Genomic DNA, 26,182 nt, shown 5'->3' with positions numbered 1-26,182 from the left:
TGCCACAATAGACATCGTGCAAAAGTAACTTTTGCCTTGATGTTGGGGAAAGGTGAAAGGTTAAAGGGTAAAGGAAAATTCTATCTTTTCCCCTTTAACCCTTCCCCTTTACCCCACTTCTGCAAGAAGTCTAATAACTACCTCTGTTCAATCTGTGACACTAGCAGGATTCATCGCATATTAAATTGGTCAGGTCTTTTGGTTATTGGACTGCGACCAGTATTCCCGTTCCACAAAATAATTATCTTATCCTAGTTAACACTAGCAAATATTTCTCCATTAGACTTCTTGCATAAGTCGGGAAAAGGGGAAAAAGTTCTGTATCGTCCTTTTCCCCTTTAACCTTTACCCCTTTCCCCAAGAGTGCAAAAAGCACAAATGCCAAGAGGTCTATTATTTTCCCAATTAGTGTTTAGGCTAAGACATGACAAAACCACCCAGCAGGGCTGAGTTGAGGCTAGAAAAAATCTAAAATCCTTAAACCTCGTATCCTTTTGGTTTCTTTCAATCCAAAATCAAAAATCAAAAATTGGTTGATTTCTTTTGCTAAGGTAGCGGGTTCTCAGATTAATTCTTTGGAGACTGCGCTTGGATTAAGCAATTTCTCAATGTTTCAGCTAACACCTGTACATGCGGCTCATTAAGTAGGTCAAGGTGAGATCCGGGAATATAATGAATATCTAATCCTCCAGCAACTACTTCGCCCCAGCCGAATTGAGGATCGTATTGTGTGCCTATAGCTTCGTCCCGATTTTGATCTTCTGTTCGCAAGAGGATAGCTTGGCCAGGGTAAACCGGGAAAGTATATTCACTAACGGCTTGAGTGTTAGCATCTATAATCTTTAAGTGCTTGTCACTTACAGGTATATCTAGTGCCACTTCTAAGTAACGGTCGTATGTATTTTGGAGCAAAGACTTGCGCCAATAACTCCATCTCACAACTCTTTGCCAAAGGTAGGCTGGCCCTTGTTGAACAATATTATTTAAATGCAAGAAAACTCGCTTGAAAAATGATGCCCGCCAGCTATAACCCGGACGGCAACTATCAAGCATAACTAGAATACCAACTTGTTCGCCTTGTTCTCGCAGTTGCCGAGCCATCTCGAAAGCAACTACACCTCCAAAAGAATAACCTCCCAGAAAATAAGGGCCATTGGGCTGAAGGGTCTGGATTTCTTGAATGTAGTGAGTTGCCATGTCTTCAACCCGTGTATGGAAAGGATGTTTTCCATCTAACCCTTGTGGTTGTAGTCCGTAGAATGGTTGGTCTGGCCCTAGATGCTGTGCCAATTCACGGAAACACAAAACTTCTCCACCCAGTCCGTGAATACAGAAAAAAGGTGGCTTGGAACCATTGGGTTGAATTTCTACCAAGGATGACCAAGTAGTTCTTGACTCGTCTAAGGTATTTACTAAAGTTTTGTTTGCTGTTTCATCTTGACAGATTATTTGGGCTAAAGCCTCTATAGTTCCTGACTGGAAGAGAATGGCAAGAGGCAGATTTTTATGAAATCTCTTCTCAATTTGCCAAAACAGTTTTACTGCTAATATCGAGTGTCCTCCTAGCTCAAAGAAGTTATCCTGGACACCAATGGGCTGGACACCTAAAGTTTGTTCCCAAATCTCTGTTAACTGGCGTTCTACTTCATTGCGGGGAGCAACAAAAGTGGCTTCTAACTCTTGCCTTGATGAGTCGGGTGCTGGTAAGGCGCGGCGGTCTACCTTGCCGTTGGGGGTTAAAGGCATGGTATTTAGCAAAACAAAAGCCGAAGGGAGCATGTACTGTGGAAGCTTTGTTAACAGGAAACTCCGTATGTCACTAATTTTAGATGCCCAGTCTTGATTCGGGATAATGTAAGCTACTAAACGTTTATCCCCAGGAACATCTTCACGGGCAATTACTACGGTTTGGAGTACATGCGGGTGCTGGGCTAATACCGTCTCAATTTCCCCTAGCTCAATGCGTATCCCACGGATTTTAACTTGATGATCTCGGCGACCGAGAATTTCTAGAAAGCCATCTGGACGATAGCAACCGCGATCGCCTGTATAATAAAGCCAATCTCGTTCGTCATTCCGAAAGAAGTTTTTGACAAACCGAGAACGGTTTTCATCTTGAGCATTTATGTAACCTAAAGTACGGAATGGCGTTCTTATAACGATCTCGCCTGGTTCCCCAATGCCACAAAGTTGGTTATTTGGTGTTAAAACTAGTGCTTGGGTTTCAGGAAGCGGTAATCCTACTGGCTGTATCCCTGGTGTACACTCAACAGGTACTTTGTAATAACACTTCGCCAAAGTTGTCTCTGTTGGCCCATAGAGATTGACAATTTCACCTGATTCTGGAAAAGCATCCCGCCACCGATATACAAGTGTCTCCTTGAGAGGTTCTCCAGCCAAGAATAACCAGCGTAAGTTACGTAGATAGACTCCTGACGGCACATTAGCTAACCATGATTGCGCCAGCGATGGAACTGTGTGCAGCACAGAAATTTGCTCATGCTCCAAGTAATTCAGAATTTTAGTTGGTTCCAGGTTATGCCCTTCCTCTGGCAAACACAGGGTTGCACCACTAGTCAAAGGTAAGAAGATGTCTCTGAGAACTACATCAAAGGAAAGACCTGTCAATTGGGCTACTCGGTCTTGTTGACGAATTTCAAATGTCTGCCTCTGCCAGTTAAGAAAATGCGCCATCCCTTTGTGACATCCCAGCACTCCCTTGGGTATACCAGTGGTGCCAGAAGTAAAGAAAATATAAGCTGGATCATCGGCAGTGATTTCAGGTAAGTTTATTGCTTTACTGGTGTCTTGGGGGGAATTTATCGCTTCTCCTGTATCTGGGTTTACACTAATGATTGTTAAAGATTTGTATATTTCTTTATCTTCTGAACGCTGACTATCTATATATAAGATATATTTAGCTTTAGCTTCCTTTAACATGAGCAAGTGGCGATCGCTAGGAAGTTTCGGATCTAGGGTAAGTAGAACACCACCACTCAAAAGTACAGCGTTCATACTCGCAATCAGTGCAAAGCTTCGTGTCCCGAACACGGCTACAACATCTCCCCGTTGGACTCCGTGAGACAACATCACCCCCGCTAAAGCTTGAGCGCTTTTGCCCAATTCCCCATAATTCCAAGTGCGAGATCCTTGACAGAGTGCCGAATATTCTGGGGTGCGATTTACCCAAGAGGTAAACATTGTTGTTACTAATTCGTACCGAGGTTCTGGCAAAACCGCCCTTGGTTCTGGTAGCAAAGTTCTGGCTTTTGGTGTCACAAGAGAATACAAACTAATCTGGCATTCCGTTGCAGCAACAATTTGCTCCAACAAATGATGGAATTGATGCAGCATTTCCATCATCCGCTCTGAAGTAAACAGATCAGTGTTGTAGACTAAATCAAGTTGGATTCCCTGATTTTTTTCTGTCACATACAAAGTTAAGTCGAACTTAGAAGCTGTTTCTAACATCGAAACTGGTTCTATAGCCACCCCAGGTAGTTCCAGTTGGATATCCTTTAAGTTGAGCATATTAAACCACACTTGAAACAGTGGGTTACGGCTAGTATCTCGCTCTGGTTGCAGTTCTTCTACCAATTTCTCGAAGGGCATGTCTTGATGGGCATAAGCACCTAATGCCATCTGGCGAACTCGACTCAGCACTGAACGAAAACTAGGATTACCGGAAAAATCAGTCCGTAAAACGACCGTATTAATAAAAAATCCGATCAACCCTTCAATTTCAGAACGGTTACGCCCAGCAATGGGAGAACCGATGAGAATATCTTCTTGCCCAGTGTACCGATGCAGGATTGTTCCAAAAGCCGCCAGCAAGGTCATGAATAGGGTGACACCTTCCTGACGCGAGAGTTCAATGAGCGATGCACTCAAAGTCTGCGGTAGCACGAGGGATTGAGCCGCCCCCTGGTAAGTTTGCACTGGTGGCCGTGGCCGGTCGGTAGGCAATTCCAGTACAGTATTAGCACCTGCTAACTGGGTTTTCCAGTAGTTGATTTGACTGGAGAGGACTTCACCAGATAGCCATTGATGCTGCCAGACAGCAAAATCGGCGTACTGAATGGGTAATTTTGCCAAAGGAGAAGGCTTACCGCTCAATAAGGCTTCATAAAGGGATGCTAACTGCTGCCAGAGAATGCCCATTGACCAGCCATCGGAAGCGATGTGGTGCATCACTAACAAAAGTATTTGCTCCTGTTCGTCTATCTGGAGCAAGCAAGCTCGCAACATTAAGTCAGATTCTAAGTTAAAGGGACGTTGCGACTCTTGATTTAGCAGAGATTGTACCTGCTTTGGTGTTACTTTAATTATTTTGAGTTCAACTGGTCGAGGCTTGCCAATAACTTGTATGGGGCTACCATCTGGTGATGTAATAAAGTTTGTTCGCAATGCTTCGTGATGGATGACGATCGCATTTAGTGCCTGTTGCAATATACTCGTGTTGAACTCGCCCGTTAAGCGCAGTGCATTGGAGATGATATAAGCTGGGCTGTTAGGTTCCAACTGCTCCAAAAACCACACTCGCTGCTGGGCAAAGGATAAAGGGACTGACTCCCGGTTGGCTATTAGGGGAATAGTCTGGTTTTGAGGATCATTTTCTTGAGTCTGGGTTTGAGCTATCGCTTGAGCTAAACTAGCGATCGTTGGATTCTCAAATAGGATTTGCAACGGCATTTCTATCTGAAAGGCTTGGCGAACCCCAGACATAACTTGCGTCGCCAGCAGTGAATGGCCTCCCAATTCAAAAAAATTGTCGTGAATGCCTACTTGTTCCAAACGCAAAACTTTTTCCCAAATGCTAGCCAAGACTTCTTCTGTAGCATTTTGGGGTGGGACAAAGTTAGTTGATAGACCAAGGTCAGATATATGCGGTGCAGGTAAAGCGCGGCGGTCTATTTTGCCGTTGGGGTTTAATGGTAGGTTGTCCAAAAATACAAATGAGGCAGGCACCATATATTCAGGCAACCGACCTTGCAAAAAGTAACGCAATTCAACTTGACTAGGAATTTGCTCTGGGTTGCCAACAATATACGCTACGAGCTGTTTGTCACCAGGAACATCCTCTCTAGCTATGACTAGAGTCTGTGTCAGTGCCGGATGTTGACCTAATGCCGCTTCTATTTCTCCCAATTCAATTCGGAAGCCACGAATTTTCACTTGGTAGTCAACACGACCAAGGAACTCGATATTACCGTCTGGTAGAAAACGTGCTAAATCCCCAGTTTTGTAAAGACGTGCCCCAGCTTCAGAGCTAAAAGGGTTGAAAATGAATTTCTCTGTGGTTAATTCGGGACGGTTCAGATAGCCTCGCGCTAAACCAATCCCGCCAATGTGCAGTTCACCTGATTCACCAACAGGCACAGGCTGCAAATTTTCATCAAGGATGTAAATCTCTGCATTAGCAATGGGGCGACCAATGGGAGCAATGGTATTATAATTATTGCCGCGCTGACAAGTCCAGAAAGTGGCATCAATGGAAGCTTCTGTCGGGCCATAGCAATTATGGAAAACATTATCCAAATTCAGTTGGGCAAAGAAGCGTTCTATTAGTTCGCTAGGTAAAGCTTCACCACCGCAGGTAATATGCTTAAGAAATCGGCAATTCTCAATTCCCTTCTCTTCCAGTAAGACACGCAGTATAGAAGGTACTAAGGCCAAGACAGTAATTTGCTGCTCAATAATCAGCTTTACCAGGTAAGTAGTATCTTGCTGTCCACCAGGACGAGCCAAGATCAATTGCCCCCCAAAGCACAATGGCCAGAATATTTGCCACACTGAGGGGTCGAAGCTAAAAGAAATAGTCAGTAAAACTTTATCTGCTTGAGTTAATCTAAAGGTTGTTTGCCGCCAGTATAGTTGATTGCAGATACCACGATGAGGGATCATTACACCTTTGGGCTGTCCTGTAGAACCAGATGTGTAAATTACATAGATTAGGTTATCAGCCGTCGTTTGATTTACAGGATTTTCTTGACTGTTTTGGATGTTACCTTGCCAGTTTGAGTCTAGACAAACCACTTGCGCCTGATGCGCTGGTAAGTTCTTAACCAATTTTTCTTGCGTTAACAACACTGATGCCTGGGTATCTGACAAAATAAAGGCTAAACGCTCTGGAGGATATGCCGGATCTAAAGGTACATAAGCGCCTCCAGCTTTGAGAATAGCCAGTATTCCTACGATCATCTCCAAGGAGCGCTCCATGCAAATTCCCACAAGTACTTCAGGCCCAACTCCCAAAGTACGTAGGTAGTGCGCTAATTGATTCGCCCGCTTATTTAACTGTTGATAAGTAAGTTGTGTATCTTCAAATACTAGAGCGATCGCTTGAGGCGATCGCTCTACTTGCATCTCAAACATCTGATGGATGCACAGTTCGTAATTAACTACTTGAGTGTTATTACATGCCTCTATAACTTGAGTATCGATGATGTGAGTTAAGGTATTTAAAGGAATATTTTGCTTATACTCTGGAGTCTGGCTATTTCTCTGCATTTTTTATATATCAACTCCATCAACAAATGCGATTCTTTTAATTTATTATTTATTGTAAATGTTTTTATACAAAATTTTCTGCCAAACTGCACATTAATAAATGCCCTCAGGATAGAAGCCTAGCCTGACTTAAGGGCAGTCTGGTGCGCGAAATGCTTCTCTTTGGCAGTATCCAGGCTAATTATATGCATCTTCAAACATAATTGATATTTAAAACTCTCACTAATCAATTTTTATTGAATACTATAAATGCCAATAAATGCAAAAACTTTACCAAAGCTTTATTAATAATTAAATTTTAAAATGCATTTAATTTTTAAAAAATATCTGATTACATTATTGAGGTACAGTTAAAATAAGCATTTAATTTCAATATTTTTGTTTACTTCAATAAATGCTTTTTTGTATAACTCTCAATATGGTTCAAATACAATGACTGAAAAGACTTTATCTTTTTCTACAACAATTTGCTGAAATAAAAAACAATTATTACCCAATCTTCATTGTGTTTATTCAAATGTAAAAATACTGTAAAGCCAAAGAATTGATTCTCTGTGAGTAAGTAAAAATGTCTATAATGCAGATATGACAAGACTCAACAGATATCAACCACTGTTGATATTACTTTATGACCAATTCTCGAGAGATGCCCATAAAACTTACTTAAGCTTAACCACGACAAGAAATTATGTAAAGTTTTGTAACGATAATCAAATTTTTGATGCATTTTGTTATATCTTGTGTGTGTAAGTTTTATTAATCAGTAATTATGCGTAAAGAAACAGACAACTTAGTAAGCAAAGCTGAATTAGTCTAGCTCAACATGCTACAGTAATTTACGAAGGTATATCATTGCCTGAATAAAAGCGAAAATCTGCAATTGAACTGTAGTAACTCAGTTCAGTAACTCAGTTCAACTCTTACGCACCTTAAAATCCTTCCTAATATTTTTTTATCTTCAGCTACTTGATTACCTGACCTATTTATTATTTACGCCAGGAATCTTGATTCTGCTGTTAAGTTAACATTCACCAAAAAATCTTTGTTTTGGCATCTAAAGCTCAAAATTTCCAGGCTAAACAGGATTATACCCTGCAATAAAAGCTAAGTATCTAGGTAGTAACTGCGCTCAACGACCCTGGAAGATACTTTATGATCAAGAACTTAAATTTAAAATTAGTGCAAAGAAAATGGTTAATTAGTAGGCTATAAAATCCAGGTTTCTTTGAAAAAAATATAAAATTCCCCGCAACGTTAGCTTCCATCAAATTTTAATTACATCAAGTCTTTATAACTATGAGTAATCAAAGCATTACAACAAGTAAATTCAATGAAGTGCCTTTAGATTTACGTGCATCTTCATTTGCCAGGGTACGCAAGGGTTCATGGTGGTTGAGATTAACAACATTGTTTTTAGTAGACTATACTCTTTTATCCTTGGCTTGGGTTATAGCTGGATATCAATCCTCTTATGGGCATTTTACTTCGTATATACAGAGTCATTATTTGCCGATTATAATAACTATTGCTATTCAAATAGGCTCATTAGCTATCGAGGGTATTTATCGAGAAGGTCAAAAACGCTATGACTATTTCAATATTGTAAAATCGTTAACTTTTGCTCATGGGTTAATTCTCCTAGTTTGCCTTTTATATCAGCCAGTCATTGATATTACACGCCCAAGATTAATATTGTTATCTTGGTTGCTAAGTATATTGTTTGTTTGTACAGGTAGATATGCGATAAATCTTACGCTTGAATATCTGCGGAAACAGAAGAAAATAGTTCGTTCTTCTGTCTTCATTATTTGCGATTCTCAAGACCATGAAGTGATAGCTAACTTTATAAAAAAAGAAAAACATTACATTGTATCTGGAACTGCTAAAGCTAATTCACTAGATAGATATCAACGTCAAAAAACATTGAAGCAACTTAATGAATTAGGTGTAACAGAAGTTTTTATATCTTGGGATGCTCTCAAAAATAGAATGTTTTTATGCTGGTTATTTCAAGCATCTGGCATTCAAGTGCATATTTTGCCGATGGAATTAAAACCAATTTATAAAAACATAGAATTTAATAAAATAGGGGGAATGCCTTGTTTAAGTTTGGATTGTCCAATAATTACAGGGAAAGATTTTTGGATAAAGCGTACTTGTGATTTTTGCTTTGCGACTTTATTTGTCATGTTATCATTTCCTATTTATATAGCTATAGCTATAGCTATCAAACTGGACTCTCCCGGCACAGTATTTTACAAACAAACCCGTATAGGTTTACATGGGCAACAGTTTAAAGTATGGAAATTCAGAACTATGAGGTCTGATGCAGAAAAATTCCAAAAAGAATTAGAAGCATTAAATGAAACGAAAGATGGAATTATCTTTAAAATTAAAGATGATCCTCGCATTACCCGTGTTGGAAAGTTCCTTCGACGTTATAGCTTAGACGAATTACCCCAACTTTTTAACGTTATCCTTGGAGAAATGAGTATAGTAGGGCCTCGTCCTTTACCTATTAGAGATGTAGATAAGTTTTCTGAACATCATTTTATTCGCCATGAAGTTTTACCTGGAATTACAGGTCTTTGGCAAGTCTCAGGTCGCTCAGACATTTTAGACTTTGAACAAGTGATACATCTTGACCTTAATTACATTGAAAATTGGTCGCTTCGGTTAGACTTTGAAATTCTCCTCAAAACAGTTATGGTAGTTTTGAAAAAAGAAGGTGCCTACTGAGTCAAAAATAGAAAATAATAGCAGACAGCAATAATTGTATCAATATAATGTATTATAATTATTGCTGTCTCCAGTAGCACTCTGTTTTTCACACATTAAATAAAGTCATTGAATTAAGGTTAATTAGTAATTTAAGAATGGTATAAAAATACTTCGTAAGTAATGATTATTACCAATACATTAGGAATACTGAGAGGATTGTCATTAGCTTCGCAGTATCAGTTACTAATGCTACTTATATTTGCAATTATTGGAAAAAATTAAATTATTTTGTACTTTATATTCGCTACTATTGATTCCTGTTTATTTGTGATTTATCTAAATATTAGGGCGTTCAGTGGGTTTCGTTTTTTGTAGATAAAACTTTTAAGAGAGTCAAAAAATTTTAAGATAAAATCCTATTAGGAAAGCATCCAAATAAATTTCTTGAATAAATAGTTATAGCTGATATTATAATATTAATTATGATTAAAGTTGCGTTATTACATTTTTGCTTTGAAGACTATACTATCGAATTAGCAAATAGCCTGGTTAAATACGTTGATTTAACGCTAATTCATCCAGAAAAAGTCTCAGATGCCTGTATCAATGTTATTGATCCAAGTATCCGCGTCATTAGCTTTAAAAAACCACGGATTCGTGACCTGCGTAACCTATTATCTATGGGCGCTATGATGCATATAATCAAGGACATACAGCCAGATGTTTTACATGTCCAAGAAACTAACGATCCTTGGTACGATTGGACTTTGTTACTCAACAAGATGCCACCATTGGTGACAACTATCCACGATATATTCCGTCACCCAGGTGATAGTATGTCTGTGTTCGGTTCAGAGTATACCAAGCGTATTGCTTTCTACCGTTCCCAACAATTGATTGTCCATACTCATCAACTAAAAAAGATTTTAATTGAACAATTCAATTTACCTAAAGAGCAAGTTAATATTATACCGCATGGGGAACTTGGTAGTTTGTATCAACGTCGGAGTAATCTCAAGAGTCAGCCTCGCGAGCCAAATACATTACTATTTTTTGGACGCATCTGGCCCTATAAAGGATTAAAATATTTGCTTGAAGCTATGCCTTTAATTGCTGAACGTGTACCTGAAGTAAAACTGATTATTGCTGGACAAGGAGAAAGCATTAAACAATATTTACCTGATGGCCATAATGATAAACGCTACGAGATTATCAATGACTTTATACCCCTTGAAGAAGTAAGTAATCTATTTCAACGAAGCACAGTAACAGTTCTGCCATACATAGAAGCTTCTCAAAGTGGAGTAGCAACCTTATCTTATGGAATGGGAACACCTGTTATAGCCTCTGAGGTAGGGGGATTAAGTGAGATAGTTCAGCATAAAAAAGATGGGTTGTTAGTTCCTCCCTGTGATATTCGATCCTTAGCTGATGCCATAATTTGTTTATTGAGCGATCGCGACTTACAACAACGTATGCAAACTGCCGCACTAGCTCGCTGCCAGGAAGATTTAAATTGGTCAAATATTGCGGCTCAAACTGTGGAAGTTTATGAAAAAACCATAAAAACGAGAAATTAAAAGCGTTGTAATCATTACATGGCATTTAACGAACATAATTAATAAATAGAAATTTAAGAAACAAAGTATTTGCCAAAATCAACTGATACTAGCAACCAGTAATGTCTGGCTTACTTAATATATTTTCTATATATATGGATGATGATACATATCATAAAAAATGAGAAAATTTTTAATCTCTGCTGAACAAATACTTACATTCGCTTGCTTGATGATCTACTCAGGAACTCCACTAGATGCTTTTCTAACGGATGGCTATACTATAAAGCAGGGCGATCGAGTTATATTTCGACTTCTTTTTACTTTTACATATATATTTAGTATTTTTTTGATTACTCTACGTTGGAAGAAGGTTACTTACGTTTTTAGCAGAGATAAATTCATTTGGCTCTTGGTTGGACTTTGTGCACTTTCTAGTTTTTGGTCTTTAGATCCAGACACTACTTTTCGTCGCGCTATTGCTGTGGTAGGAACAAGTCTTTTTGGACTTTATTTAGCTTCACGTTACACCATAAACCAGCAACTGAAGTTATATGCATACATGCTTGGCATCACAGCAGTAATGTGTTTTGTATTTGCTATATTGATACCAAAATATGGTTTCTCAGGCGGTATTGATGGAAATACTTGGCGAGGAATATTTCCAACTAAGAATGTTCTTGGCAAGAGATTTGTACTTAGTGGAGCAGTATTTTTCTTTCTTGCCATGACTTCTAAAGAAAATCGCTTGCTTTTATGGTTTGGCTATATTATTTCTGGATTACTTGTATTATTATCAAAATCAACAACATCTTTAGGTAATTTTATAATCATTACAGGTGCTTTTCTTATATATTATCGAATTTTAAACTTAAAGTATAAAGTAATGATACCTATTGTAACTTTTATGTCAACATTTGGTATAGCTTTGTATACATGGTTTATATCAAATGCTGATACAATTTTAGGATCAGTAGGTAAGGACACAACACTCACTGGACGTGCAGAATTATGGCCTGCTGTGTTGCAGATGATTGCCAAAAAACCGTGGTTGGGATATGGCTATGGAGCATTCTGGGGAGAGAAGGGTGAAGCTTCTATTATTGTACAAACCGTAGAATGGAGTGCTCCTAATGCTCACAATGGTTTTTTGGATCTCTGGTTAGGGTTGGGTTTATTAGGAGTTTTAATTTTTCTAATTGGGTTAGTTATTAATTTCTTAAGAGGAATATATTTAATCCGATGGAATCAAACATCTGAAAATTTATGGCTTTTAGTTTATCTTACCTATATTATTCTTTCAAATCTAACTGAAACTACATTACTAGACCAAAATAGCCTTGAATGGATACTTTATGTATCAGCAATATTATCAAGCAAACTTTCTACACGCACAAATTTATAAAAAGAAAATCAATAGGCTTGCTGGAACTCAATAAAAAGCTAGGTGGTCTTTTGAAGCTGGTAAAATAAATCAAACCTTAATTTGTGATTCTTTCGCTGATATATTAATTAAACGATAGACCAAGTATTCAAAAATTACAGCTAATATGTCGAACTAATAGTCTCAAGATTATCACATTAAGTTCTTGCTTCCTCCTACAAAGTGGTATCTCTGGTTATGAGAAACTATCATGGCTGAAGAGAAAATTGATTATCTTCTGAGATAGAAGCCGAAGGACAACGCAGAATAGAGAAGATCCTTGAGTGGCAATATCAAGCTCCAAAACTGTTAGAGGCTGATGATAAAATTTTGCAAAGCTAGTAGTTACTTTAAATTTCGGAAGGAATTAAATTTGTAACTTAATATAGTTTATACTATTGTCATATTGTCAAATCGCATCAGTCTTGTCAGTTGCAGTGGTTTGTGCATTCTCTATCTAAGTAAGACAATTTTTAGTTTCTTGCTTAAAACCTGTACTTTTGAAGATTTATGTCAAAAAAATCTATGGAATCTAGAGAATCTATCGATTTAGACCTTAGTCGTTACTTATTGATATTAAAACGATGGTGGCTACCTGCTACTGCGATATTTGCAGCTACAGTTACGCTCAGTGCTATAGCTACCCAATTTATGAGGCCATCCTATGAAGCCGAAGGAAAACTGTTATTTAGAATTCCTTCTTATAAAGTAGTAGGCTCTAATCTTTTTCCTACTAACAATGAAGGAGGAGATCCAGGAGATTTAAAATCCCTCCTAGCAACTCAAAATCCTATAAACACTCAAATAGAGGTGATTTCTTCACCTAGTATATTGGAGCGAACAATAGACAAACTAGGGCTTAAAGACGACGAAGGTAAACCCATAGAGGTAGAGAAACTACGGAAAGCCGTAATCATGAAAATAGTTAACGGCACTGATGTATTGCGAATTAGCTACACTAGCCATGACCCTGAACAATCAGCGGCAGTAGTCAACACAATCATGAATCTTTATTTAGAAAATGATATTTTGACAAATCGCTCTGAAGCAGCAGCAACTCGTCAATTTATGGCCAAGCAGCTTCCTAAAACTCAAGAGGCTGTTAATAATGCAGAAGTAGCGTTACGTATATTTAAACAGAAGTATCAGATAGCTGATTTATCAGAGGAGACAAAGTCAGCCGTTGCAACTATTGGAAATCTAGATAATGAGATGAATACTGTTAAGGCTCAACTGGATGAGGTAAACGCTCAAACCAATGCACTGCGCCAGAAAGTAGAGCTAAATTCTCAGGAAGCGATCGCAGTGAGTGCCCTCAGTCAGTCACCCGCAGTACAGGGAGTTCTTACACAACTTCAAGATACTGACCGACAGCTAGCGATAGAGCGTAGCCGTTTTTTAGATGACAACCCTGTAGTTGTTAACTTAGAAGCAAAGAAAGCTAGCTTAAAATCACTCCTGCAACAGCAAGTTGGTCAGACTGTTGGTAATCAAACACAAATTCCGCAGAGACTATTGCAGATTGGAGAACTCAGACAAAACTTGATCCAAAGTTTTCTACAGTCAGAAGTACAGCGCTTTGGTTTAGCTAAAAGACTCTCATCTCTGTCTAATTCCCGTTCTGCCTACGAGCAACGAGTGAAAATTATACCTCAGTTAGCACAAAATCAGCGAGAGTTAGAACGGAAAGTTGAAGTTGCAGAATCTACATATCAAACTCTTTTGAAAAAGGTACAAGAATTACAGTTAGTTGAGAATACAAATACACCTAGTTCGCGGATTATTACTCCGGCTTCAGTGCCAAGTAAGCCAGCAATAGGCAAAAAAATTATCGTTTTATTGCTAGGAGTGATGTTTGGTTTATTCTTGGCTACTACAACTGTTCTCTTCCTAAGCATGAGAGATAGATCATTGAAAACACTTAAGGAAGTCAGAGATGTATTTAGATATACGTTGCTAGGAATTATTCCTTTATCTGTTAAAAAGCTTCGTCGTGATTCAAATGTAGAACCAAAAATTGCTGTCAGAGATACGCCTTACTCTTTAACTAGCGAAATGTACCGAATGATTCAAGCCAATCTGAAATTCCTGAGTTCAGATAAAGTGCTCAAAACTATCGTGGTAACTAGCGCAGTTCCTAAAGAAGGCAAGTCTACAGTTTCAGCTAATTTGGCAGCAGCGATCGCTCAACTAGGGCGTAAAGTTTTACTAATTGATGCAGATATGCGAATTCCTTCTCAGCATCATCTTTGGCAGCTAACCAATGCAGTTGGTTTGAGTGAGGTTCTTGTAGGCCAGGCTGAATTTGACGTTACTGTATCTAAGGTAATGGATAATCTTGATGTCTTAACTGCTGGGGTTAGACCTCCCAACCCACTGGCTTTGCTTGACTCGAAACGGATGGCATCATTAATTGAAAATTTTTCATCTCAACATAACTATGATTTTGTAATTATTGATGCTCCTCCTCTGCTTTTGGCAGCCGATGCTTTGACTTTAAGCCAAATGACTGACGGGATTTTGTTAGTAGCTCGACCTGGGGTAATTGATTCTAACAGTGCTAACGCTGCTCAAGAGATGTTAGAAAGATCCAATTATAACGTATTAGGCTTAGTCGTGAATGGAATCATTGATAAAAATGAATCTAGTAGTTATTTATATCACGATCATGAATATTTTAAACCAACGAAGTTGGCAAAGGAGTTTCAAAGACTTGCGAAAAAATAAAATTTTCAAAGGTTAGGAACTACTCCAATACTATTAATAAACCACAATCCTAATTCATGTGGCTGAAGAGGCAGGGGAGCAAGGAGCATTTCTTGCTGGGAGAAAAATATTGAAATTACCCTGCCACAAGGGTTTCAGAGCAAATACAGTTGTGCCAAAAATTAAAAATATTTATTTTGAAACGCAATACGCAAAAAATAATGCGTCCTTATTTCAAGCCCCTGCATTTATGTATGGGGCTCTGTCTCCAGGAATAACTGCCCCTTTTCCTCTTCTTTAATATTTAGAATAGTGAGTTTAATATGCGGAATGTAGGTTAAAACTTACATCTCGCCCATTTTATTTTTATTAGAGTTAGGAGAAATCAGCAATCTAGTTTTGCTCTGGGATTGAATATAGAAAATGTATTGCTGTTAAAGTAACAGCTATATTTAGCCAGCAATTACCTATGCATTAACGTAGCTTGATACAGTATTAACTATCTTCGCAAACGCTAAAAGCCTTATTTTTTACCACAATTTTTCTTAGTTTCTAATAAATGAGCCAATAGTATGTGTGTTACAAAAAGGGTTGTAGACAAAAAGGCTGGATAAATTAGGATTTTGCCATACAACCCAATTCCATACTCTTAACTACTACCGCATTTCGTATGCCCCTCTATCAGATCGTGAACCTTTCACACGAGGGTCGCCTAAAAAATCAGTTGTTACACTATTGAACTTCATACCACTATTGATTGCCGGACTCGTAGACTTAAGCCTAAAATCACCACTGTAGGGATTCATAAACTGTGGATCTGCAATCATATCATTATAGCCAGAAGCAGGTATCAAGGAACTATTGGCGTTGAGGTTGTAGTCAAACCTAACGTTGTCACCACCATTTCTTAGATTTATCCGTTTTCCACGCTCAGAATAAAGGATGTTATTGAAAACATTGATATTATTTGAGTAATTAACCGAGATTTGCCCGTATTCAACTTCCCGACTTTGGTTATTCAGATAACTAGTGTTGTAGACAATATCGATATTCTCACTTTGAAATGTATGAATGCCACCACCACCATTTTTATATGAGATGTTGCTGGCAATCAAAGTACGTCCTCGATACGCACTTATTGTTGATCCTTTTTGCTTATTCATTCCACGATCAATAATAATACCATTACCATCTTGGATCTTCCCATTCCAAATCCAGGGAACCAACATTTGATTGTTGTAGACCTTGTTTCTGGTCACAAACATTTTATAGTTTCGGTTGTTGTCAGAATTCCAATTGTTGAGCAGCGAAATCCCACTACACCCGTGAACTGAGTACCAGGCATTATTAAATACCTCGTTATTATCTATTGTTAGATAGTCTGCTTGAATAGCTGAAATGCCTCCGCCTCCACAATCATGTACCTTGTTGTTGAGAATACGTATATGGTGGGAACGACCACCTTGTCCTCCCTCTATGCTGATGCAATTTCCATTGGTCAGGGGGTTTGATTGGTTATACTTCTGACTCAGCGCATAACTACGGGACATTTTGCGATTGTTCCCTTCAACCTCAAGCCCGTTAACTTCAATATATGATGCTCCATCGTTAATCGAAATTCCATGCCATCCATTGTGCTGAAGTTTCGGTCGCTGTCCAGGGTATGCTTTATACGTAATCCATGCATTTGCCCTTCCAGAGCGTTTAATATCTATTACCGATCCAGTTGGATATGCATTCTTGTATACCCCGTCCATAATAAGTACTGTGTCGCCAGGGTTAGTCAGGTCTGCTGCTCTTTGAATTGTCCTAAAGGCAGATGAGGTAGTGCGTCCGCTATTTCTATCGTTTCCTTTACCACTAACATAGTATGTTGTCCCATATGAAATATAACTGATCAGTTTGCGGCTTGGTAGTGGCATTTCTTGATCAGTGGATAACTGACGAACATCTTTAACAAAAGACTCTGTTATTTTCTGGCCTTGAACTAGACCTGTTAATGCCCAGGGAAGTACAAGAGATGCGCTCAAACTGAGAAAACCTAAACCATGAATCATCATAGGGAAAAAATAGGGTATGTTGCAAAAACTGATTCGTCAACGGTCAGTAGTTCTAGCCTTAGTCAGTAACTCAGTATTGGATACAGTCGTGAATTGCCATTTGTAAGTTTATACACCCTTTATCAGGTTTCAACCTGAGAATTCCCACGTAGATATGCCTGAAAAGCCTTTTTAGCTTGTCTTCCAAAAAATAGTAATTATATAGTAAAAGTACTGAAGGAAAATGATTCAGTATCCAGAGCTATTACATTAATGGACACCAAGCAACTGTACAAATGGCGTCATTTCCAATTCGACATCATTGTACTGTGTATACGCGATATCTGTGGTTAAGATAGTATATCTGTTATAAATCAGTTAATTTACTTAAATAATTCTTATCATAATGATAATGAAGAAATAGGTGAAATCCTTTTACAGAGTAGATTTAGAGGAACAATACCTTTTAATGATTATCATTATCAAAAATGTCAGAGTAAGTAAAACAAAGCTTGAAAAAGCCTATCAATAGCAGATTAAGAATTTTCAGTGAAAACTTTAGGTATACAGTACTTTCAAGTGGCTAATACTATCTAAAAAGATATTAAAATTGAGATAGAAAATACAATTTTTGAGGAAGCGATCGCTCTATGCAAGGCAGTTCTGTACCTTAGTATTATCCTGTAGCTGAGGCTGCGAGCTTGTCGCATAAGAGTAGGAGAACAGCTATTCTCTAACCTAGAAGTTTTTCTTTGGAATAAGAGACGCGTTGCATAGCTTGCTTCTCTGTAAGAGTACAGTTTTGTGCATCATATTTAAACGCATCATTTAAGTAAGTGAGCAAGAAGAAATAAAACTATATTACGTAATGTAAAGTTAATTTAATCTGCTGTTACTAAACGGCTCCAGCCCTTAAAATATAGGTGAATCCGCTTAGTACAACCGTTTAATTATTCAGTACAATTTTGGAGACGGAGAGATTTGACCAACGTCCCCAATTCACATCTGTATCTTAACTAGAGTCCGAACAAGTTCAGAAGACTAAAGATAACACCTAGAGGCCCAGTTACAGTGCCTATGGTATCGCCAGTTTTAGCTGAACCAGATCGATTAACTACTACAACGTCATTATTGCGGAGTATGGGATTAGTTTGCTCATTAATCCCAGCCGAGAAATCCACTTTTACTATACGTTTAGTCACAGAACCATTAGGGTTGAGGCGAATCAAATCAACAGCTTTACTACTAGCTCTGGCATCATTAAATCCTCCAGCAGCGAGTATCGCTTGATTTAAGGAACTATTCGGCTGAACGTCTGTTAACCCTGGTTTTTTAACTTCACCTACCACACCAACTTGAATGCGTGTAGGAGACAAAGTAGTTGTAGCTAATTGAGTGGCTTCTGCGGGGTTAATTTCAGTTGCCGTCGGAATAACTATTGTATCTCCGTCTTGCACGATGATATCTTGATTGGCGTCACCACTCTGCAATAATTGCCAAAGATTGATATCTATAGCTTGTTCTGAGCCGGTTCTTGTTGGTCGGCGTAGCTTCAGATTACGAATATCAGCCTGTGCTGTAATTCCCCCAGCTAGTTGAATTACCCGCGTCACATTTGGTAAACCATTGGGAGTGGTAGTACCACTATTAGCGGTTGCGCCCCCTCCTTGTGGATCTGTGCTGGCTGGGGTGACAAGATACGAACCGGGACGGTTAACTTCACCAATAATTGTTACCGTGCGAGGTGTGGTTTGGCTAGCGGCAAAGTTGGATGCAAATATATTGCGAGATTCTGCCACATTGAAGTTGGTTGCAGTTGGCACAACTATAGTGTCTCCATCCCGCAAGGTAATATCCTGTGATAACCTGCCGGTTTGGATGAATTCTTTCAAATTGATGGTGGCAGTTTGCTCTGAAGAACGTCCTACTTTACGCCGTAATTGAACTTGAGTTACATCCGCAGCCAAGGTTACCCCCTGTGCTGTTGTTAATGCGGCTAATACAGTGGGATATTGTACACCTGGATTGTCTCCCGCGCCGCCGCTCAAGCTGAGAGTATAAGCTCCTGGACGTGTCACCTCTCCAGCAACGAAAACATTGATGGGACGAGGCGATAACAAATTGACTGAAATCAAAGGGCGTTTGAGGAAGCGAGCATATCTTCTAGAAATTTCGTCAGCAGCCTGTTCAGCTGTTAGACCGAGGACTGGCACACTGCCAATTAAAGGTAGGTTGATGGCTCCACCTGGGGGAATTTGATACTCACCTGTATATTCAGGGACTTCAAATACATTTACACGGATGCGATCGCCGCCTCCTAATGAATAATTAGTATCTAATTGTGTTGGTGTTGTTGGCGTTGGTGTTGTTGATGGTAATGGTTGTCCCTGAGCTAAACTGGCAAATGGCACGACGGCATTGACAGCAGTTAACAAAGCCACACCCACAACTGGCTGAGTTAGGAATTTAAACAAACTTGTATTAAGCATATTTACCTGAGACTCTGAAACTACAATCAATAATGTACTGTCTAAACATTTTTATTTGAACTATACCTAAGTATTCAAGTTCCCCGACACTCTTATTTTCCTCGAAAAGTGTCATTTTCCGGAGGAAATTTGTTTATTGAATTTGAATTTTTAGTGAAGCTAATTTAAAGTTAAGCCAACTTGAATATAGGAATTATAAAAAAATATTAGGGATTTATGCAAATCACCCCAGTTTATACAATAAATTATCTGTTAATCAACAAGGCAGTGACAAATAAAATTTTCTTGTCAAAGTCAATTTTATGATATTTAAACTATGAACTCAAAAAGGCATAAAGTTTACTTTTGCTCTTCAAATTAACCCAAAAGTTTCTATTTGGCAATAAGTTAGGAACACTAATTCAGTAAGTCATTTTTTCTTTGGATTTGTTGAATAAAAAACTCTTCTAGGGAGTAACGCGACAAATTCATGGCAATAATTTTACCCTCCATAAGACGAAGACTGGCGAGAAAATCATAATAATCGTCTTGTAGTGTACCTTGCCAGGAACCATCAGGTTCAAATCTGAGAGTGGGTATCCATTTTTGAAGAATTTCCCAGTCACCACCTTGACCTTTGACATGATATGTGTTGTTTCTGCCTAAGAGTTCATTAAGGGAACCAGAGCAAATTAATTCACCTTGAGCGAGGATGGCAATGCGATCGCAAATCTGTTCTACTTCACTAAGAACGTGACTGTTAAAAAAAATCGTCTTTCCAGCAGCTTTTAGCGCCAGGATAATTTCTCGCATTTGGTAGCGTCCTACAGGATCAAGACCAGACATCGGTTCATCGAGAAAAACCAAATCTGGCTCGTTAATTAGCGCTTGTGCCATACCAACACGCTGTAGCATTCCTTTAGAATAGCGACGCAGCAACTTTTTGCGGGCATCGGCTTGGGATAAACCCACTAATTCCAGCAGTTGAGGAATGCGTTTGCGTTGGACACTTTGGGGAATTTGGAATAGCCCGGCGGCTAGCTGCAAAAATTCCCAGCCAGTGAGATAGTCATACAAATAGGGATTTTCCGGCAGATAACCGATATGTTGCTTGATAGTGCGATCGCCTATTGGCTTACCCAACAATAATCCCCGTCCAGAGCTAGGGCGAATAATCCCCAGCAACAATTTTAAAAGGGTGGTTTTACCAGCACCGTTTGGCCCTAGCAACCCAAAGGTTTCACCTTTATAAACTGTTAAAGAACAGTTTTTGAGAGATACGACTTTTTGATTTAGCCAAAAACCAGTGCGATAAACTTTTCGCAACTCAGAAGTCAGGACTACTGGCGGAGTATCCGTCGTATTAAGTTGAGAATCAGGGTCATCTGCAACAGACTTCATCTCAGTTCAATTACTAATTACCAGCTTGGCACTAATTACAAGTTACCCAATAGGCTGATAATAACCATCACTAACCTGTGTGTCAATTGTCGTAAATAGAGTAGCTGAGTTAACACTAAAAATATTAGTCCTAGCAAATAATTCTGGTTAGCTTTACAAAACGCCTTTAGAACTGGGAATTAGACTAGCACGACGAGGGTCAATTTCCACCGCCAGCCGAGTTGCTCTTGCAAACGCCTTAAATGTCGCTTCAATAATGTGATGAGAATTAATGCCATCCAGTTGCCGAATGTGCAGTGTCATTTGGCTATGGTTCACCAGTGCCACAAAAAATTCGCGTACGAGTTGAGTGTCATAGGTTCCTACACGCTGGGTAGGAATTTGTAAGCCGTAACTCAGGTGAGGGCGTCCAGAAAAGTCTAGCGCTACCTGAACTAAAGCTTCATCCAGTGGCGCAAGAAAATTACCAAAGCGGACAATGCCTTTTCTGTCCCCTAGTGCTTGGTTAAAGGCTTGACCCAAGGTAATACCTACATCTTCGTTGGTGTGATGGTCATCAATTTCCCAGTCTCCCTTGGCTTGAACATCTATATCAATCAGCCCGTGGGAAGCAATTTGATGCAACATGTGATCTAAAAACGGAACACCTGTTGCTGCTGTGCAAGTTCCTCTACCATCCAGATTGATGGTAACTTGCACATTAGTTTCGCCAGTGGTGCGGTGAACAGTGGCAATCCGAGGGGTTTTAGTTGACTGGTCGTAGTTTGAATTAACTTGACGATTGGTTGTTTGCATAGGAATGGGGAGTGGGGAATGGGGAATGGGGAATGGGGAATGGGGAATGGGGAATGGGGAATGGGCAAGAATAATTCTTCGCTTACTCCCCCTACTCCCCACTCCCTACTCTCCACTCCCCAAATTATCTTACATTCCCATAATTTCATATCCTGCATCTACATATAGAATTTGTCCGGTAATGCCGCTAGACAAATCACTACATAAGAAAGCGGCAGCATTACCCACTTCTAGCTGAGTTACGGTGCGTCGTAGGGGAGCTACTTCTTCTACATGATGAATCATATCCAAAATCCCACCCACTGCTGAAGATGCCAAGGTGCGGATGGGGCCTGCGGAAATGGCATTGACGCGGATATTTTGTGGCCCTAGTTCGGCGGCTAGGTAACGTACACTCATTTCTAAGCCAGCTTTGGCAACTCCCATGACATTATAGTTAGGGATTGCCCTAACACCGCCTAAATATGTGAGGGTGACGATACTACCTCCCTCTGTCATCAAAGGTTTAGCTGCACCAGTTAACTGCACCAGTGAGTAGGTACTAATTTCTAAGGCGGTGTTGAAGCCAGAACGAGAGGTTTGACTAAAATCTCCAGTCAAATCATCTTTGCTGGCAAAGGCAAGACAATGGATGAGGATGTCTAGCTTTCCCCACTTTTCACGGATTGTCTCAAAGGTAGATTGAATCTGTTCATCATTTTGGACATTACAGGGAACAAATAAGCTGGGGTTGAGGGGTTCTACCAATTCCGCAACTTTTTTCTCCATCTTGCCGCGTTCATCGGGCAGGTAAGTAATACCCAGGTTTGCTCCGGCGAGGTGCAACTGTTGGGCGATGCCCCAGGCGATCGAGCGGTTATTGGCAATACCTGTAACAAGAGCATTTTTTCCAGTCAGATTTAGCATATAAATTGTTAATGCGATCGATCATCTAGGAGCATACTAGAATCTGAGGCACGTTTTGTCTTTGTTTTATACAGGCTTTGCAAAAATGAATATTGGTAAGAGTGTTTGCTATGACAAAAATCTTGATTTTTCCTAAAGATATTTCCAAAATAACTTTATTTGTTCTTTAAAAAACCCTTTTTAATACTGCTATTGGAAGTACTTATCAACAATTTGTAGCTGAAAGGATCACCAATTATGTATCATTATAAACAAAGAGTTATGAAGAGATTAGTTTGAGTATAGGAAAGTACAGAAAGGTTGACGGTGCTTTATTCATTTTTCGGGTGTATTCTTAGGTAATCAGTTTTTGTTTTTCCGGCATTGGGTAGGGGAAGGGAGATGATCGTGACACAAGATAAAGCCCTAGCAAATGTATTTCGTCAGATGGCGACCGGGGCGTTTCCGCCAGTTGTGGAAACGTTTGAACGCAATAAAACGATCTTTTTTCCTGGCGATCCTGCCGAACGAGTTTATTTTCTTTTGAAAGGTGCTGTTAAACTTTCCAGGGTGTATGAGGCAGGAGAGGAAATAACGGTAGCGTTGCTGCGGGAAAATAGTGTTTTTGGTGTATTGTCATTGCTGACGGGAAATAAGTCAGATCGGTTTTACCATGCGGTTGCATTTACGCCTGCGGAATTACTGTCAGCACCAATTGAACAAGTAGAGCAAGCACTCAAGGAAAATCCAGAATTATCAATGTTAATGCTGCGAGGTCTGTCTTCGCGCATTTTACAAACAGAGATGATGATTGAAACTCTCGCTCACCGAGATATGGGTTCTAGGTTGGTGAGTTTTTTGCTAATTCTTTGTCGAGATTTTGGAGTTCCTTGTGCAGATGGGATCACAATTGATCTGAAGTTATCTCATCAAGCGATCGCAGAAGCAATTGGTTCAACTCGTGTTACTGTTACTAGGCTACTAGGGGATTTACGTGAGAAAAAGATGATTTCTATCCACAAAAAGAAAATTACTGTGCACAAACCTGTTACCTTAAGTAGGCAATTTACATAAAATCAATTGGAGAAAGGGGAATCGGCGCGTGTTTTATTTTGAAAAATGACACTAATAGCTAGAGGTAAATCTAAAATTGAGTAATTTCAGCTATTGCCAATTTCCACTTCTTTCCAGACAATGCTTAAAAGTAGTAGGCTGTATCTGGAAGGATTTCGGTAGCTAAAGATGACCACCGGATACATCCTCATCGCAGCAATTTTAATTCTGGGAGGCGTAATTGCAACCGTGGGCGATCGCATCGGCACACGAGTTGGCAAAGCCCGCCTCTCACTTTTTAACCTACGTCCAAAAAATACTGCTGTACTAGTAACTATTTTTACGGGCGGTTTGATTTCTGCATCAACATTAGGGATTTTATTCGCTGCCGACGAAGGCTTGCGAAAGGGAGTCTTTGAATTAGAAGATATTCAAACAGACCTCAGACAGAAGCGGGAACAGCTAAAAACCGCAGAAACTCAAAAAAGTCAGGTAGAGAGTGAGCTAAACCAAGCAAGAATTGCCCAAACAAAAGCACAACAAGACTTGCAGGTAATTAATCAATATTTGCAGGCGGCCAATGCCAAACAACGCCAAACACAAGCTCAGTTGAACCGCACCATTAGTCAACAAGCTCAAACTCAAACTCAACTCCAACGCACTCAAAGTCAGCTAGAACAAGTTGTACCTCAATACCAAAAAGCTATAGCTGAATTGCAAAGCGTTTACAATCAGAGAAAGGAGCTACAGGCCGCAGTTGAACTACTAAAGACAGAGCGTCAACGACTGTACGCTGAAGCTAAAAAAGCTATTGACGAAGCCAAAACAGCTATTGAAAAACGCGATCGCGAACTTGCCAATCGCCAAGAAGGCATAGAAGTACGCGATCAAAAAATTGCCCAACTCGATCAATTAATTCAAAAGCGTAATGTAGAAGTTGCAGCGCGAGAGCAAGTAATTGCCAAACGGGAATCACGCCTCAAAGACTTGGAAGCACAACAGGAGCAACTAGAAATGGAAGTTGCCAGGTTGGAAAAATATTATCAGTCCTACCGCGATCTGCGTCTAGGTAAGCTAGCCTTAGTTCGCAGTCAAGTTCTGGCTGCTGCTGTAGTTCGTGTTACCCAACCTGCTGCTGCTCGTCAGGCAGTGATACAACTTTTACAAGAAGCCAATCGCAACGCCAACCTCAGATTAAGTGAGCCTGGGGCGAATCCTGCAAATGTAGAGCTACTGCGCGTGACTCAGGATAGGATTGACCAGTTGAGCAAGCCAATTGGCGATGGTCAAGAATACGTGGTGCGGATTTTCTCGGCTGGTAATTACGTTAGAGGAGAAAAGCAGATAGAATTTTTCACCGATATAGCCCGTAATCAATTGGTTTTTTCGGGAGGCGCAGTACTAGCCACAACGACTGCTGATTCCAAAACCATGACATCCTATCAGTTACAGCAGCGACTGGAAATATTGATTTCTGCTTCCCAATTTCGGGCCCGTAATGCCGGAATTGTCGAAGATGTACAAGTAGAGGGGACTTTCTTACGCTTTGTTAGCCAATTAAGACAATACAATCAACCATTAGAGATTAAAGCGATCGCAGCAGAGGACACTTATACAGCCGGGCCATTGAGAGTAAAATTAGTGGCAATAGTCAACGGACAAATTATTTTTACTACTTAAAACATTATTTGCACACTGTTATTAGTAAGATTTAAACATATCCAACAGCAGTCAAAATAGTTGCTGTGATTGAATTTATTGATTTCTAATTCTTAATTTTTAATTTTAATTTATTATGACTTTCCCGGAATTTTCACCAACGCAACCAGTCATATTGGGATTTGATCCAGGTCGAGATAAGTGTGGTTTAGCGGTGATGGGACTGGATCGACAATTGTATTATCATCAGGTCGTCTTAGCAAAAGAGGCGATCGCTAGTATTGAGACACTGCGTCAAAAGTTTCCGATCTCTTTGATGGTGATGGGCGACCAAACTACAGCCAAGGAGTGGAGACAGAAATTATATCAGGAATTGACAGAACCGTTGAGTATTATTTTAGTCGATGAGCGCTACACAACCTTAGAAGCACGCGATCGCTATTGGCAAATGTTCCCGCCCCAAGGGTTAATAAAACTATTGCCACAGGGTCTACGACAGCCACCAAGACCGATAGATGACATTGTTGCCATCCTCTTAATCGAAAGATACTTAAATCGCCTCACTGAATCAACAGTCAGCCAATTTTAGATTTTGGGTCGCACCTCTGGTGCGCTTCCAGCGCAACTTGGATTTTGGATTCAAGCAAAAATCTAAAATCTAAAATCCAAAATTGAATGGCTTCTAACTTTTAGAGTTCCGCCCGAATAGTAAAAGCATAATCTCCTCCAGGCTCTAGCTGATAATCTTGTTGCTCTAAAAATCGACCGAGGGGTTCTTTGATTAAGGCGCGGCCTTGGGAAGGCTTGACGGCAAGTTCTCCCCGGCGAAAATGCCACTGAAAATGCCACTCAAACTCACCAGCATTCACTTCGCCTTCAAGGAAGCCGTGTTGCCAGGATTGGCGAGTAATTCTGACATGGGCAATGGTTTCTGGCAGACGTTTTGCACTCACAATGCTTTAT

The 26,182-nt window shown here is 39.7% G+C and carries 14 protein-coding genes; 7 read left to right on the top strand and 7 right to left on the bottom strand.

From position 1 onward, the window contains the following. Nucleotides 1-567: 567 nt before the first annotated feature. The gene (locus RMZ43_RS22205) at nucleotides 568-6,510 is read right to left on the bottom strand and encodes a non-ribosomal peptide synthetase (RefSeq protein ID WP_322655755.1); all 5,943 of its coding nucleotides are present in this window, start codon (nucleotides 6,508-6,510) and stop codon (nucleotides 568-570) included. Nucleotides 6,511-7,806: 1,296 nt separating this feature from the next. Here RMZ43_RS22205 and RMZ43_RS22200 point away from each other — a divergent pair. From RMZ43_RS22200 to RMZ43_RS22185, 4 genes are all read left to right on the top strand, one after another. Continuing rightward, nucleotides 7,807-9,249 carry a sugar transferase gene (locus RMZ43_RS22200; RefSeq protein WP_322646992.1) on the top strand — a complete coding sequence of 481 codons (1,443 nt, stop codon included), beginning with the start codon at nucleotides 7,807-7,809 and terminating at the stop codon, nucleotides 9,247-9,249. A gap of 464 nt (nucleotides 9,250-9,713) precedes the next feature. Then, nucleotides 9,714-10,811: a glycosyltransferase family 4 protein gene (locus RMZ43_RS22195; RefSeq protein WP_322646993.1), complete on the top strand. Its 1,098-nt coding sequence runs from the start codon at nucleotides 9,714-9,716 to the stop codon at nucleotides 10,809-10,811. Between the two features lie 160 nt (nucleotides 10,812-10,971). Continuing rightward, a complete protein-coding gene (locus tag RMZ43_RS22190; protein ID WP_322655754.1) occupies nucleotides 10,972-12,195 on the top strand; it encodes an O-antigen ligase family protein in 1,224 nt (407 codons plus the stop codon). A 528-nt stretch (nucleotides 12,196-12,723) separates the two neighbouring features. Beyond that, a complete protein-coding gene (locus RMZ43_RS22185; RefSeq protein ID WP_322655753.1) occupies nucleotides 12,724-14,940 on the top strand; it encodes a GumC family protein in 2,217 nt (738 codons plus the stop codon). A 635-nt stretch (nucleotides 14,941-15,575) separates the two neighbouring features. On the opposite strand, the gene RMZ43_RS22180 is transcribed toward RMZ43_RS22185, so the two are convergent. The 5 genes from RMZ43_RS22180 to fabI form a co-directional block, all read right to left on the bottom strand. Continuing rightward, complete coding sequence (locus tag RMZ43_RS22180; RefSeq protein ID WP_322655752.1) at nucleotides 15,576-16,979, bottom strand: right-handed parallel beta-helix repeat-containing protein; 1,404 nt, start codon at nucleotides 16,977-16,979, stop codon at nucleotides 15,576-15,578. Nucleotides 16,980-17,974: 995 nt separating this feature from the next. Continuing rightward, on the bottom strand, nucleotides 17,975-19,447 hold the full coding sequence (locus RMZ43_RS22175) for an SLBB domain-containing protein (protein WP_322646998.1): 1,473 nt from the start codon (nucleotides 19,445-19,447) through the stop codon (nucleotides 17,975-17,977). Nucleotides 19,448-19,843: 396 nt separating this feature from the next. Then, nucleotides 19,844-20,827, bottom strand: a complete 984-nt coding sequence (locus RMZ43_RS22170; RefSeq protein ID WP_322655751.1) for an ABC transporter ATP-binding protein — start codon at nucleotides 20,825-20,827, stop codon at nucleotides 19,844-19,846. A 153-nt stretch (nucleotides 20,828-20,980) separates the two neighbouring features. Then, complete coding sequence (gene hisB, locus RMZ43_RS22165) at nucleotides 20,981-21,622, bottom strand: imidazoleglycerol-phosphate dehydratase HisB (RefSeq protein ID WP_322655750.1); 642 nt, start codon at nucleotides 21,620-21,622, stop codon at nucleotides 20,981-20,983. 129 nt (nucleotides 21,623-21,751) lie between these two features. After that, the gene (gene fabI, locus RMZ43_RS22160) at nucleotides 21,752-22,528 is read right to left on the bottom strand and encodes an enoyl-ACP reductase FabI (RefSeq protein WP_322655749.1); all 777 of its coding nucleotides are present in this window, start codon (nucleotides 22,526-22,528) and stop codon (nucleotides 21,752-21,754) included. A 381-nt stretch (nucleotides 22,529-22,909) separates the two neighbouring features. On the opposite strand from fabI, the gene ntcA reads away from it, so the two are divergent. From ntcA to RMZ43_RS22145, 3 genes are all read left to right on the top strand, one after another. Next, nucleotides 22,910-23,581: a global nitrogen regulator NtcA gene (gene ntcA / locus RMZ43_RS22155; RefSeq protein ID WP_017652326.1), complete on the top strand. Its 672-nt coding sequence runs from the start codon at nucleotides 22,910-22,912 to the stop codon at nucleotides 23,579-23,581. A gap of 168 nt (nucleotides 23,582-23,749) precedes the next feature. Next, a complete protein-coding gene (locus RMZ43_RS22150) occupies nucleotides 23,750-25,240 on the top strand; it encodes a DUF3084 domain-containing protein (RefSeq protein WP_322655748.1) in 1,491 nt (496 codons plus the stop codon). Nucleotides 25,241-25,355: 115 nt separating this feature from the next. Continuing rightward, nucleotides 25,356-25,808 (top strand): pre-16S rRNA-processing nuclease YqgF, encoded by a 453-nt coding sequence (locus RMZ43_RS22145; RefSeq protein WP_322647002.1) that lies wholly within the window; start codon nucleotides 25,356-25,358, stop codon nucleotides 25,806-25,808. A gap of 100 nt (nucleotides 25,809-25,908) precedes the next feature. Here RMZ43_RS22145 and RMZ43_RS22140 read toward each other — a convergent pair whose 3' ends face one another. Further along, complete coding sequence (locus tag RMZ43_RS22140) at nucleotides 25,909-26,172, bottom strand: DUF3146 family protein (protein ID WP_118171445.1); 264 nt, start codon at nucleotides 26,170-26,172, stop codon at nucleotides 25,909-25,911. Between the last annotated feature and the right edge of the window lie 10 nt (nucleotides 26,173-26,182).

Source organism: Nostoc sp. CmiVER01, from assembly GCF_034531135.2.
GTDB lineage: Bacteria > Cyanobacteriota > Cyanobacteriia > Cyanobacteriales > Nostocaceae > Nostoc.
The sequence above is the reverse complement of the archived record's forward strand: the minus strand, read 5'-3'. Positions and strand labels throughout refer to the sequence as shown.